This is a genomic window from Pseudomonas putida, from assembly GCA_029953615.1.
In the GTDB taxonomy this organism is placed as follows: domain Bacteria; phylum Pseudomonadota; class Gammaproteobacteria; order Pseudomonadales; family Pseudomonadaceae; genus Aquipseudomonas.
The window spans coordinates 2,908,116-2,920,752 of record CP124529.1 but is presented as its reverse complement, the minus strand read 5'-3'; the positions used below and the strand labels follow the sequence as shown (position 1 = coordinate 2,920,752).

Genomic DNA, 12,637 nt, shown 5'->3' with positions numbered 1-12,637 from the left:
TCCGTACCATTGGACTACTCGATTACTCACGTCCTCTGGGAGCTTCCATGAACAAGACCTTGCTCGGCGCCTCAATCGTGGCCCTTGCGCTCGCCGCACCTGCCGCCCACGCTTATCAGGCAGGCGATATGATCCTGCGCGCCGGCGCCATCACCACTGCTCCCAACGAAAGCAGCGGCGACCTCAAGTTCGATGGCAACAAGGTTTCGGGTACCAAGGCTACCCTGGACAGCGACACCCAGCTGGGCCTGACCTTCGCCTACATGCTCACCGACCACGTTGGCCTGGAGCTGCTGGCCGCCACCCCGTTCAAGCACACCGTCGGCGTCAAAGGCCTGGGCGGCGGCCTGGACGGGAAGCTAGCCGACATCAAGCAACTGCCGCCGACCCTGTCGCTGCAGTACTACCCGATGGAACCGACTTCCAGGTTCCAGCCGTATGCCGGCGTCGGCATCAACTACACCCTGTTCTTCGATGAAGACCTCAGCAGTGCACGCAAGCAGCAGGGCTTCAGCAACCTGAAGCTGCAGGACTCGGTCGGCATCGCCGGTCAGCTGGGCATGGACTACATGCTCACCGACAACCTGCTGGTCAACGCCGCGGTCTGGTACGTCGACATCGACACCAAAGCCAGCGTCGACGGCCCGTCCGCACTGGGCTACAGCAAGACCAAGGTCAACGTCGAAGTCGACCCGTGGGTGTACATGGTCGGCCTTGGCTACAAGTTCTGACCTGAACACTGCAGGGCGGCTTCGGCCGCCCTCGCACGTTGCAACCCTAGCCAATACCCCAGCGCGATCGCGCTGATGCCCATCCCAAGCCCACACACCGCTGCCCAACCCCAATGGGCATATACCCAGCTCGCCAGTACCGCCCCAAGCCCACTGCCAAGCGAATAACAGCACATGTAGGCGCCGATCAACCGGCTGGCCATTGCGCCACGCCCGGCCAGCAACAGGCTCTGGTTGGTGACATGCACCGCCTGCACGGCAAAGTCCAGCATCAGCACACCCAGCCCGAAGGCCAGCAGTGAATGCTTGACGAAGGCCGTAGGCAGCCAAGACAGCACCAGCAGAACAAGCGCCAACCCGGTGGTACGCTCTCCCCGCCCCTGGTCGGCCAGGCGACCGGCGCGCGCGGCCGCCAATGTGCCGGCAACACCCGCCAGGCCGAACAGACCGATCTGGGTATGGCTCAGCGCCAATGGCGCGGCGCTCAGGGGCATGACCATGGCACTCCACAGCACGCTGAACGCGGCGAAGATCAATATGCCGAACAGCCCACGCTGACGCAGCAGCCGATCGTGCTGGTACAGCCTGAACTGGGCAACGATGAGCGCCCGGTAGCCAGACCGCAGCATCACCGGCTTCCCCATGGGCAGGCTGCGCCATAGCACCAGCGCCAGTAGCATCAGCAGCCCTGCGGCAAACAGGTACACGCTGCGCCAGCCAGCCAGGTCGGCAAGCCCGCCCGAGGCCAGCCGCGCCAGCAGAATGCCCAGCACCACGCCGCTGGTGACGCTGCCCACGGCCTGCCCTTGCTGGCCAGGGGTGGCAAGGCTCGCGGCATGCGCCACCATCACCTGCACCATGACCGCCATAAGCCCGGTGATGGCCAGGGCCAGCAGCAGTAGCGCCCAGCTCGGCGCCATGCCTACACCCACCAGCGCCAGGGCCGAGAGCAGTAACTGCCCAAGCAACAGGTGCTTGCGGTCGATCAGGTCCCCCAGCGGCACGATCAGCAACAACCCCAGGGCATAGCCCGCCTGGGTCGCGCCAACTACCCAACCGATCTGCTGCTGCGCCACGCCAAGGTCCGCGGCCATCGACTCGAGCAGAGGTTGGGCGAAATACACGGTCGCCACGGCCATGGCGCTGGTGGTGGCCAGCAGCAGGGTGATCCAGCGTGTCAGTGCAGGCTTCATCGGGCTGGCCTCGTCTATCTGGTTTCGAATTGAAACCACATGCTGGCTATTTAGCAAATGTGGTTTTAATCTGCAACCAGATGATCACGAAAGGCGCCGTCCATGCTCGATGAAAACAATGCGCAATGCCCCGTGGCACGGGCCCTTGAGGTGCTGGGAGACCGTTGGGCGCTGATGATCCTGCGCGATGCCTTCGATGGCCTGCGGCGTTTCAGTGAATTCCAGAAGAACCTGGGGCTGGCGAAGAATATCCTCGCCTCCCGGCTCAAGTGGCTGGTGGAGAGCGGGCTGCTGACGCTGCAGCCGGCGTCGGATGGCAGCGCCTACAAGGAGTATGTGCTGACCGAGAAAGGGCAATCGGTGTTTCCGGTAGTGGTTGGCTTGAGGCAGTGGGGGGAGCGGTTTCTGTTCGAGGCGGGAGAGGTGCGTTCGGAACTGGTGGATGGCGATACGGGGCAGGCGCTGGAAACACTGCAGGTGCGGGCCCGGGACGGGCGGGTGCTGGAGGCAGGGGATTGCCTGCGCAGAGTTGTGCGGCATGGGTGATTCTGGGGCTGCTGCGCAGCCCATCCGACCGGTCCTGCGCCCCGGCAAGGCCGCTCCTACAGGGTGAGGTGCGCCCCATTTGTTGGAGCTGGTTTGGCGGCGATAGGGGCGCAAAGCGCCCCCAGGAATTTCAGCTCTTGCCCAATAGCCGCGCCAGCCCCTCGACAATCGGCGTCGCCTGCGGAAACTCGAACCGCGCCAGCAAACGCTGGTTATCCGCCCGCGAATGGCGAATGTCACCCGAGCGTGCCGCCACATAGCTGACCGCTGGCAAGCTACCCACCACTTTCTCCAACGCCGCCAGCAGCTGGTTGAGCGACGTGGCCTGGTTAAGGCCGATATTCACTGCCCCCTCCTCGACCTGTGGCTGCTCCAGCGCCTGCACCATCACCTGCACCAGGTCGCCCACGTAGAGGAAGTCGCGGGTCTGTTCGCCATCACCGAACACCGTGATCGGCAAGCCCTGCACTGCGCGCTCGGAGAAGATGCTGATCACCCCGGAATACGGCGAGGATGGGTCCTGACGCGGCCCGAAGATATTGAAGAAGCGGAACACCACCGGCTCCAGGCCATGCTGGCGACGGTAGAAGTCCAGGTACTGCTCACTGGCCAGCTTGTCCACGGCATAGGGGGTCAGCGGCGACTTGGGGGTGTCTTCGGCAATCGACTCGCCTTCGCCATTGTTGCCATATACCGCCGCACTGGAGGCGAACAACACCCGGCGCAGGCCATGCACGCGCATGGCTTCGCACACGTTGAGGGTGCCAATGAAATTGCTCTGGTGGGTCCGCACCGGGTCCTCGACCGAGGCCTGCACCGAGGCCACCGCCGCCAGGTGCACAACGGCACGGCAGCCAGCCGCAACCTGCGTGACCAGCCCGGCATCGGCGACATCGCCTTCAACCAGTTCCAGCCGCGGGTGGCCGACCTGCAGGTTGCCCCGCTGCCCAGTGGAGAAGTCGTCGAGAATGCGTACGGCGTAGCCTTTGTCCAACAACGCATCGCACAGGTGGGAGCCAATGAAGCCGGCACCGCCGGTGATCAGGATGGGGGCGTCAGCCATGGCGGTAGAACCGGTCCAGTAGGGGCGGCAAGCCGGCGCGCCAGGCGCGCGGTTTGATGCCGAAGGTGTGAAGGATTTTCTTGCAGGCCAGTACCGCGTGCTGCGGCTCTTCGCTGGCATCCGGGCGCGCGGCATGGGCCTGCGGCGTCGGCGCCTGCACGGCCAACTGGCGATACTGGCCGGCTTCGGCAAGGATCGCCTGGCCCAGCGCCAGCGGCGTGGTGGCCTCGTTGCCGGCGTAATGGTAGGTGCCCCACAGCGGCGCACTGCAATCCAGTTGCTTGAGCACCGACAGGATCACCCGGGCGGCGTCGTCGACGGGCGTCGGGTTGCCGCGCCGGTCATCAGCCAGCAGCAGCTCCTGGGGTTGCTCGGCGCGGGTCAGGAAACGCCCCAACGCCCCATCGATGCTTTCGTCGAGCAGCCAGCCAAAGCGCAACAGCACGTGTTGCGGGCAAGCCGCGCGCACGCTCTGCTCGATGCGCCAAAGGGCCTGGCCCCGCAAGCCCAGCGGCACTGGCTCGTCCTTTTCGCTGTAGGCCGTGGCCCGCGCACCATCGAATACGCGGTAGCTGGAAGGCTGCACCAGGGTGATCTGGTGGTGCTGGCACAGCTCCGCCAACCGCTCCACCGCCCGCTCCTGTTGAGCCAGGCGTTGCTCGCTGACCGACTCGGCCTGAAACCAGTCGAAGTAATAGGCCAGGTTGACCAGGGCATCGGGGCGATGGTCGTCGAGCAACTGGGTGAGGCTGGCCGGCGTCCAGCCGTTCTCGGGGGGGCGCGGCGCCAGGAATGCGATGTCCTCCTCGGCCCCAAGACGAATCAGCGCTTGCCCGAGGGCATTGCCACCACCCAACAGCATTAGGCGCATACGCATAGAGTCAGCAGATCCGGAGAGGTTGATTGAAGGAAAGGGGTCATTTTGCGGTTTCTGGGCGGGGAAGTCCAACACCGGCCCCGTTCGATCCCACTGTGGCAGTGATTCCAGAGTTTCACAGTTCAACACCGCCACCGATAGAAATCGCCGGTGAAATACCAGGAGCGAGCTGACTTCCGCTGCTGCTGATAACCGCTTATTCTGCCTTCAGGCCAAAGCCGGTTCTTCCAGAGAGCACCATGCACTTTCAAACGGGTTCCCCTCAGCGCCTGAAATGGCAGTTCGACGAACTTGCCCCTGGCAAAGAACTGTTCATCGACGAAGTATTTGAAAACTACCAGCAACAAGCCCGATTGCTGGTACCCGATATCGAACGCGCAGCGCCGGCATTCGTCCTGGGGGGCGCTCGCTCCGACTTTACCCGGCTCAATCCCCTGCTCTATCGCCTGCAAGCCGCCGGCATTGGTTCACTCACTGCCAATCTGTCAGGTCATAGCCTCGCCAGTGAGCCAGGCGCAATATCGCCGTCACTGGCCACCAATCTTGACGAAGCACAGCGTTTCCACGCGCATATCGCACCGCGATGCCGAACGCTCATCGGCCACAGCCTCGGCGCGGCAATCACGCTCAAGCTCGCGGCACGCTTGCCACAAGTGGACAACATCGTACTGATCTGCCCGGCAGTCTATCCAGACCATGCCCACAAGGCGCCGTTTGGCCCGGCATTCACTGCTGCCATCAGCAAGCCTTTCGGCTTTCTCGAAAGCGATAGCTACGCCTTCCTCAGCCAGTTCCCTGGAAGAGTAATGATGGTGATTGGCGAATACGACGGGCTCAACTCACAGCGATTCGGCAAAGGCCCTGGAACAAGCGCCGGCAACCTGTGGCTTGCCGGCACTGAACGCTACAGCCCGATCCCTGAAGAAGTTACCCAGGCCCTGATGCAATCCGTTTCAGCGTCGCGTTTGCACTGCCTGTTTCTAACAGACTGCGACCATGGCATCGCTGCCCACTTACGCAATACACCGGCAATTGCCGATCAGGTTGCGAGCGCTGTGGAAGCCTTCATTCTCGATGACGCCTGAACGTGTCGACCACTACTTGATTTCAAACAACCCGTTAGTAAGCGGTCTCGCACTCAAACGCTCACGTATGTCGTCATCTATACGTGGATCATCCGGCTGGTACAGTTTTACCTGGCGATAGGCGTTGATGCGATTGATCTCCTCTCCCAGGTAATCCCACACCACCCGGGTGCACGCAGGGTAGCGCTGGTCGCCGCTGGAAACGCCGGCCTTCAGGCCGTTCAGGCGGGTAATGCGGCTTTTGAAGCTGGGGATGAGGATGGTCTGGCTCATCTCGTTGAAGGTCAGCGACTCGTAGTCGACCAGGAACATGCGGTCCTGTAACTGGAACGCCGCCCCCAGGTAGCGGCAACGCACCTCGGCATGGGGATTGGTAGCGGTGGAGCGCTCCTGGCGTTCCTGACGCTCGAACAGGAACTGCCCGCGCTCTTCCCACAGGTGCACCAGCGACACCAGGATCGTGCCCGGCACCGACATGCAGTTGGAATACTCCAGGTAGTAGCCGCAATAGCGCGACAGATTGCCGGCATGTTCGTGCAAGGGGCGGAACAAATCGCTGATCGGGTCCCCGGGTTGCTCGGCCAAGGTAGGCACGCGCGCGCCGATCAGGCGGCTGAACTGCTCGGGCGGCAAATTGAGTTCGTAATCCTCGACACCGAAGAAGTCGCTGATGCGCTTGAGGTTGAATGCCGTCGGACGGCTCTGCCCGCTCAGGTACTTGTTGAACTGTGCGCGATTGATCGCAAGCTTGCGGCAAACTTCCGAGATAGAGCGGTAGTGGCTGCAGGCCAGTTTTAGATTGGTAGCGAAATGATCGCTCATGACACGAGGCTCAGGTGACGCGAATGGCGCAATTGTAGCATCAAGTTGCACCAAAACAGAGCAACCCGCGAAATTGTAACCGGTCTTGTCATAGCCAACCATGCGCCCCAACGAATAGCGGTGCGCCCGCCGTCCGCTGGTCTTTCCACACGAACAATAAGAATCGAGGTCATTTTCCAATGCTCGAAGTACTCAACGATTTCCTCTCGGGGAAACTTCTCATTGTGCTGATCGTAGGGCTGGGTAGCTATTTCACCATCCGCTCCCGGTTCGTCCAGTTCCGCCACTTTGGCCACATGTTCGGTGTGTTCAAGGAGTCGCTGCGTGGCCAGGCTGGCCAGCTGAGCTCCTTCCAGGCCCTGATGCTGAGCCTGGCCGGCCGCGTGGGCGCCGGTAACATTGCCGGTGTCGGCATCGCCGTGACCCTCGGCGGCCCAGGCGCAGTGTTCTGGATGTGGGTTACCGCACTGGTGGGCATGTCCAGCAGCTTCTTCGAATGTACCCTGGCCCAGGTCTACAAGCGCGCCGACGGCGACGGCCTGTACCGTGGCGGCCCGGCCTACTACATCCAGCATGGCCTGAAGCTGAAAAGCATGGCCATCGTGTTCTCGATCCTGCTGTTGGTCACCTACGGCTTCGCCTTCATCGGCCTGCAGTCGTACACCGTGACCCACTCGCTGCAGAACGCCTTCGCCTTCGACCCCAAACACACCGGCATCGTCCTCGCCGTGCTGCTGGCCATCACCTTCATCGGCGGCATCAAGCGCATTGCCGCAGTGTCGGACCTGCTGGTACCGGTCAAGACCCTGGCCTACATCGGCGTGACCCTGTACGTGATCGGCACCCAGATCGAACACGTGCCAGCCATGCTGGAAACCATCTTCAAGAGCGCCTTCGGCCTCGACCCGGCGTTCGGCGGCCTGCCTCGGCAGCGCCATCGTCATGGGCGTGAAGCGTGGTGTGTTCGCCAACGAAGCGGGCCTGGGCAGTGCGCCGAACGTCGCCGCCGTGGCCGCCGTGAAACACCCGGGTGCCCAGGGCGTGGTCCAGGCCTTCAGCGTGTTCCTCGACACCTTCGTGATCTGCACCTGCACCGCGCTGCTGATCCTGCTGTCGGGCTTCTACACCCCGGGCTTCGAAGGTGACGGCATCGTCCTGACCCAGAACTCGCTGGCTGCCGTGGTTGGTGACTGGGGCCGTGTGTTCGTCAGCGTGGCATTGTCGCTGTTCGTGTTCACCTGCATCCTCTACAACTACTACCTGGGCGAGAACAGCCTGCAGTTCCTCACCCGCAATCGCGTGGTACTGATGGTGTTCCGTGGCCTGGTGCTGGCACTGGTGGTATGGGGTTCGCTGCAGGACCTGTCGACCGTGTTCGCCTTCGCCGACATCACCATGACCTGCCTGGCCTTCGTCAACCTGATTGCCCTGGCCCTGCTGTTCAAGGTCGGCCTGCGGGTAATGCGCGACTACGACGACCAGCGCAAAGCCGGCGTCGACCAGCCGGTGTTCGATTCGGCCAAGTTCGCTGACCTGGACCTGGACCGCAATGCCTGGCCTGCCAATCCGCAGGCGGAAACAGCCACTGACAAAGCAGTCGGCGAAGTCCAGACACAGCGCTGATATTCTCCCTTCCAGCCGCCCCGTCCGTGGGCGGCTTACCTTTCTCCGCTCACCGCTACGGATGCTTCCCATGCGAGCAGTAAACAATCTCCTCGTTCTCTATACCGGGGGCACCATCGGCATGCTCGAAACCCCCGAAGGCCTGGCGCCGGCAGGTGGCTTCGAAGCGCGCATGCGCGAACACTTCGCCCACATGGCCGATGCGCCTCAGCTGCAATGGACCCTGCAGGAACTGGACCCGCTGCTGGACAGCGCCAACATGCAACAGCACAACTGGCTGGCGATGCGCGATGCCATCGTCGCAGCGGTAGAGGTGGCTGGCCATGATGGCGTGCTGGTGCTGCATGGCACCGACAGCCTGGCCTATAGCGCCGCGGCATTGTCATTCCTGCTGCTGGGCCTGCCGGTGCCGGTGTTGCTGACCGGCTCGATGCTGCCGGCGGGTGCCGCAGACAGCGATGCATGGGGCAACCTGTGCGGCGCGCTGCGCCAGTTCGAACAAGGGCTGGAAGCTGGCGTGCAGCTGTACTTCCACGGCCAGTTGCTGCATGGCTGCCGGGCTTCGAAGCTGCGCAGCGAGGCGTTCGATGCCTTCGCCGCGCTGCCGCGCCATCGTGACAGTGAGCGCGCTACGGCGATCCCTGCCGAGCTTGGCTACAAGCACCCGCGCCAGCCGGTCAACCTGGCGGTAGTGCCGGTGTTCCCGGGCTTGCAGGCCGCGCACTTGCAGGCACTGCTGGGCAGCGGCGTGCAAGGGCTGCTGCTGGAGTGCTATGGCAGCGGTACCGGGCCATCGGATGACCAGGCATTGCTGGATGTGCTGAGTGCGGCGCGCCAGCGGGGCGTGATGCTGGCGGCTATCAGCCAGTGCCCTGAGGGGTCGGTGGTGTTCGATACCTATGCGGCGGGTAACCGCTTGCGCGGGGCCGGGCTGGTCAGTGGCGGGGGCATGACCCGCGAGGCGGCACTGGCCAAGATGGTTGCGCTGCTGGGAGCGGGGCTGGATGTCGACACGGCAGAGCGGTGGTTTGCCCTGGACCTGTGTGGGGAGCGGGCCTGAGTGCCGCCTGATCTGGCCCTATCGCCGGCAAGCCAGCTCCCACAGGGATAACACCAGGCCCGAAGCCTATGGAGTACCTGTGGGAGCTGGCTTGCCGGCGATAGGGCCAGATCAGGCAAAAGAAAATGGCGGAAGGCAGCGGGAGTCGAACCTGCCCGGGAACGGCTGCCGTCCCCAACCGGGTTTGAAGCCCGGCCGCGCCACCGGGCGCGATTGCCTTCCTTGAACTCAGTGCCTGGCCTGCTGCTGGGCCAGGGCGCTGTCGGCGCGAATGTGACGCTGATCGGCCACCCTCCGGGTCAGGCCGATGCGGTCGAAATACTCCAGTATCTGCACACTGCGCTTGCGACCAATGCCCAACATATCGCGAAACGCAGCAACCTGCACTATCGGCGTTTCACTGGCCTGCCCCAGCAGCAGCTCTGCCATGCGCTGTAGCGTCGCCTCGGGGTAAAACAGGTCGCGCACCACCTGGTGCACCAGGCCCAGCCGGGCCAGCTTGCGCAGCAACAGGCGCACATCGGCTTCGGCACAATTCTCCTCACTCGCCAGCGTCCTGACCCAGGGCGGATCGTAGTGCCCCGCCAGCAACTTTGGTTGCAGACTCGCCCATAACGCGCTGTCGGCGTCGCTCAACTGCACCTTGTGATCGGGCAGGTGCAGCCAAGGCCCGCTGCTGGCAATGGCGCCGTCATCGAGCAACTCATCCAGCAGGCTGACAAAAGCAGGCCGCTCCAGCGGCAAAGGCAGCAAAGCGGCGCAGGCGGTCGCGGTCCGGGCCGAGCTGGTCGGGCTCCTGTTCATGGAACCGCGCCAGCTGCTCCAGCACCTGGTGCTTGAGCGCTTGCCACCGCGCACTGGCAAACAGCACTTGGCCTTGCCGCGTGGCCACCACCAGCACATCTTCCGGCATCTGCCAGGTTTCGCGCAGGCGATTGAACTGTCGCTCCAGGCGCTGCGGGTCGATACCCCCTAGTGCACTGGCGAGCAGCGCCGGCAGGGCCTGCTCCAGGTCCTCGGCATCGCGCAGCACCTGCAACTGGCGCAGGCGCTCATCGCTGCGACGCTGACGGCTTGGTGCGAACGGATCAAGTACCTTGCCGCCCCCCAGGGTGCGCTGGGCACGCTGGTCGCGCAGCACCAGGCGGTCGCCGTGTACCGCCTGCAGCGGCGCGTTGAGCAGCAACTGGGCGAACATACGTTGGCCCGCCACCAAGGTTTCACCTTCGAGCAAGGCCACTCGGGCCGTTACGTCCTGGGTACCGAGGTGCACATGCACCGCGCTGAAATGTTCGAAGGTGCGGGTCTCGCCCGGCAACAGCTTCAGCTCGATATCCACCCGCACGCTGGGCGCATGCAGCCACTCGGGGACCAACCAGTCACCCCGATGCACCTGCTCCACCGCCAGGCGTTCGGCTGCGATGTTCAGCGCCACCCGCTGGCCCGCCTCGGCCACCAGGGCGGCCTGGTTCTGCGCGTGCAGGCCACGTACCCGCACCGGTTTGCCGGCCTTGCCCAGCAACAAAGTGTCGCCGGCACTGACCCGCCCGGCCAGCGCCGTACCCGTGACCACCACCCCCGCACCGGTGACAGCGAAAGCACGGTCAACGGCCAGGCGGAATCCGCCGCGCACACTGCGCTGGCGCACGCGCTGCCCGGCCGCCAGCAAAGCCTGGCGCAGGGCATCGATACCTTCGCCGGTCACACTCGACAACGGCAACTGCCGTGCCCCCGCATAAGGGCCCGGCGCCAGCAATTCGCTGACCTGTGCCTGAACTTCGGCCAGGCGGGCCGACTCTACCCGGTCGCATTTGCTGATCGCCACCAATGCCTGGGGAATGCCCAGCAGCTCGATGATTGCCAGGTGCTCGCGGGTTTGTGGCATCACCCCGTCGTCGGCCGCCACTACCAGCAACACCAGGTCGATGCCCTGGGCGCCGGCCAGCATGTTGTGGATAAAGCGCTCATGGCCCGGTACATCGATGAAACCGGTCAGTGCTGCGCCCTCGGTCAAGGCCGCATAGCGGTAGCCAAGGTCGATGGTCATGCCACGCGCACGCTCCTCCTGGCGCTGGTCCCCGGCCTGGCCGGTCAGGGCCTGAAGCAGTGCGGTCTTGCCGTGGTCGATGTGGCCGGCGGTACCAACGATCACTGTACCGGCCCCAATTGCAGGGCGGGCAACTGTGCCAGCCACTGGGCTTCGTCATCCAGCTGGCGCAGGTCCAGCCACAGGGCGTCGTCGGCAATGCGCCCGAGCACCGGCACCGGCAGGTCACGCAAGGCCCGCTCCAGCACGTGCAGGCTGCGCCCGCGCAGCTTTTTCGAAACCTGCGGGCGCAGGCACAACGCTGCGCTCGGTAGGCGGGCCACCGGCTGGCTACCACTGCCGATCATGCCCAGCGCCGACTCCACGCTGACCGCCCACTGTTCGCCGAGGCAGGCCTTGAGCGCTGGCGCCAGGCGCTCGGCCTGGGCCCGAATTTCGGCTTGGCTGCGGGTCAGCAGGCGCAGGCTGGGCAAGCGCTCGGCCAGGCGGTCGGGGTTACGGTACAGCGCCAGCACCGCTTCAAGTGCGGCGAGGGTGATCTTGTCGACCCGTAGCGCGCGCTTGAGCGGGTTCTTCTTGATTCTGTCGATCAGCGCCTTGCGCCCGACGATGATCCCGGCTTGCGGCCCGCCCAGCAGTTTATCGCCACTGAAGGTGACGATATCGGCACCGTCAGCCAGGGCCTGACGCACGGTTGGCTCGGCGGGCAGGCCCCAGCGGGTAAGGTCAAGCAGGCTGCCGCTGCCCAGGTCTTCCAGCAGCGGCAAGTCATGTTGGCGGGCGATGCGCGCCAGCTCGGCGGTGGGCACCTGGGCAGTGAAGCCCTGGATGCTGTAGTTGCTGCAATGCACGCGCATCAGCAGGCCGGTACGTGGGTTGACGGCAGCCTCGTAGTCACGGGCGTGGGTGCGGTTGGTGGTACCGACTTCGTGCAGCTTCACGCCGGCACGGGCCATGATGTCGGGGATGCGGAAGGCGCCACCGATCTCGATCAGTTCACCGCGGGAGATGATGCCCTCCTTGCGCGCGCCCAGGCTGTTGAGCGCCAGCAGCACGGCGGCGGCGTTGTTGTTGACCACGGTGACGGCTTCGGCGCCGGTCAGCTCGCGGATTAGCCCTTCGATGAGGTCGTCCCGGTCACCGCGCTTGCCGGTGGCCAGGTCGAATTCCAGGTTGAGCGGGTAGCGGGCGGCGGTCCGCATGGCCTCGATGGCCTCTTCTGGCAACAGGGCGCGGCCGAGGTTGGTGTGCAGGACAGTGCCGGTGAGGTTGAACACACGGCGGACCTGGCTGCGCTGCTGGGTGGCCAGGCGTTCGCCGGTGCGGCCCAGCAGCACTTCAGCGGCCAGTTCGGCGGCGCTGAGCTGGCCGCTGCGGGCAGGGTCGCGCAGGTCGTCGAGCAGTTGCCGCAGGGTGGCAAGGACCGCGTCGCGGCCATGGCGGTCGATCAGCGGGAGGCAGGCCGGGTGGCGCAAAAGGGTGTCGATGGAGGGCAGGCGTGGGGTGTCGCTGGCTAGGCTGGAGGACATGCGGTACTACCTTGGACTATTCCGTTGTCTGTTCTGGCCTCTCCGCGGGCGTGCCCGCTCC

9 protein-coding genes, 1 tRNA gene and 2 pseudogenes are annotated in these 12,637 nt (G+C 64.5%); 5 read left to right on the top strand and 7 right to left on the bottom strand.

Features of this window, described 5'->3' with window-relative positions:
• Window positions 1-47: 47 nt before the first annotated feature.
• A complete protein-coding gene (locus QIY50_13305) occupies window positions 48-731 on the top strand; it encodes an OmpW family outer membrane protein (protein ID WGV18475.1) in 684 nt (227 codons plus the stop codon).
• Here the strand turns inward: QIY50_13305 and QIY50_13300 are convergent.
• Complete coding sequence (locus tag QIY50_13300) at window positions 719-1,924, bottom strand: MFS transporter (GenBank protein ID WGV18474.1); 1,206 nt, start codon at window positions 1,922-1,924, stop codon at window positions 719-721. The two genes, QIY50_13305 and QIY50_13300, sit on opposite strands and share 13 nt — an antisense overlap.
• A 102-nt stretch (window positions 1,925-2,026) precedes the next feature.
• Here QIY50_13300 and QIY50_13295 point away from each other — a divergent pair, with 102 nt between their 5' ends.
• On the top strand, window positions 2,027-2,470 hold the full coding sequence (locus QIY50_13295) for a helix-turn-helix domain-containing protein (protein ID WGV18473.1): 444 nt from the start codon (window positions 2,027-2,029) through the stop codon (window positions 2,468-2,470).
• Between the two features lie 130 nt (window positions 2,471-2,600).
• Here the strand turns inward: QIY50_13295 and QIY50_13290 are convergent, their stop codons facing one another.
• Both QIY50_13290 and QIY50_13285 read right to left on the bottom strand, forming a co-directional pair.
• Entirely contained in the window at window positions 2,601-3,533 is a 933-nt protein-coding gene (locus QIY50_13290) for an NAD-dependent epimerase/dehydratase family protein (protein ID WGV18472.1), read from the bottom strand.
• Window positions 3,526-4,410 carry a sugar nucleotide-binding protein gene (locus QIY50_13285; protein ID WGV18471.1) on the bottom strand — a complete coding sequence of 295 codons (885 nt, stop codon included), beginning with the start codon at window positions 4,408-4,410 and terminating at the stop codon, window positions 3,526-3,528. Before QIY50_13285 ends, QIY50_13290 begins: the two co-directional genes overlap by 8 nt.
• Window positions 4,411-4,649: 239 nt before the next feature.
• Between QIY50_13285 and QIY50_13280 the strand changes: the two genes are divergently transcribed.
• Entirely contained in the window at window positions 4,650-5,495 is an 846-nt protein-coding gene (locus QIY50_13280; GenBank protein ID WGV18470.1) for an alpha/beta hydrolase, read from the top strand.
• A 12-nt stretch (window positions 5,496-5,507) separates the two neighbouring features.
• Here QIY50_13280 and QIY50_13275 read toward each other — a convergent pair whose 3' ends face one another.
• Window positions 5,508-6,317 carry a helix-turn-helix transcriptional regulator gene (locus QIY50_13275; GenBank protein WGV18469.1) on the bottom strand — a complete coding sequence of 270 codons (810 nt, stop codon included), beginning with the start codon at window positions 6,315-6,317 and terminating at the stop codon, window positions 5,508-5,510.
• 179 nt (window positions 6,318-6,496) lie between these two features.
• Here QIY50_13275 and QIY50_13270 point away from each other — a divergent pair.
• Window positions 6,497-7,940: pseudogene (locus QIY50_13270) on the top strand (alanine/glycine:cation symporter family protein).
• Window positions 7,941-8,001: 61 nt separating this feature from the next.
• Window positions 8,002-9,000 carry an asparaginase gene (locus tag QIY50_13265; GenBank protein WGV18468.1) on the top strand — a complete coding sequence of 333 codons (999 nt, stop codon included), beginning with the start codon at window positions 8,002-8,004 and terminating at the stop codon, window positions 8,998-9,000.
• A 126-nt stretch (window positions 9,001-9,126) separates the two neighbouring features.
• Here the strand turns inward: QIY50_13265 and QIY50_13260 are convergent.
• The 3 genes and pseudogenes from QIY50_13260 to selA all read right to left on the bottom strand — a co-directional run bounded on the left by QIY50_13260 (window position 9,127) and on the right by selA (window position 12,576).
• Window positions 9,127-9,222 (bottom strand) — tRNA-Sec (locus QIY50_13260).
• A gap of 6 nt (window positions 9,223-9,228) precedes the next feature.
• Window positions 9,229-11,152: pseudogene (gene selB / locus QIY50_13255) on the bottom strand (selenocysteine-specific translation elongation factor).
• Complete coding sequence (gene selA, locus QIY50_13250; protein WGV18467.1) at window positions 11,149-12,576, bottom strand: L-seryl-tRNA(Sec) selenium transferase; 1,428 nt, start codon at window positions 12,574-12,576, stop codon at window positions 11,149-11,151. The pseudogene selB and the gene selA overlap by 4 nt, the downstream one beginning before the upstream one ends.
• Between the last annotated feature and the right edge of the window lie 61 nt (window positions 12,577-12,637).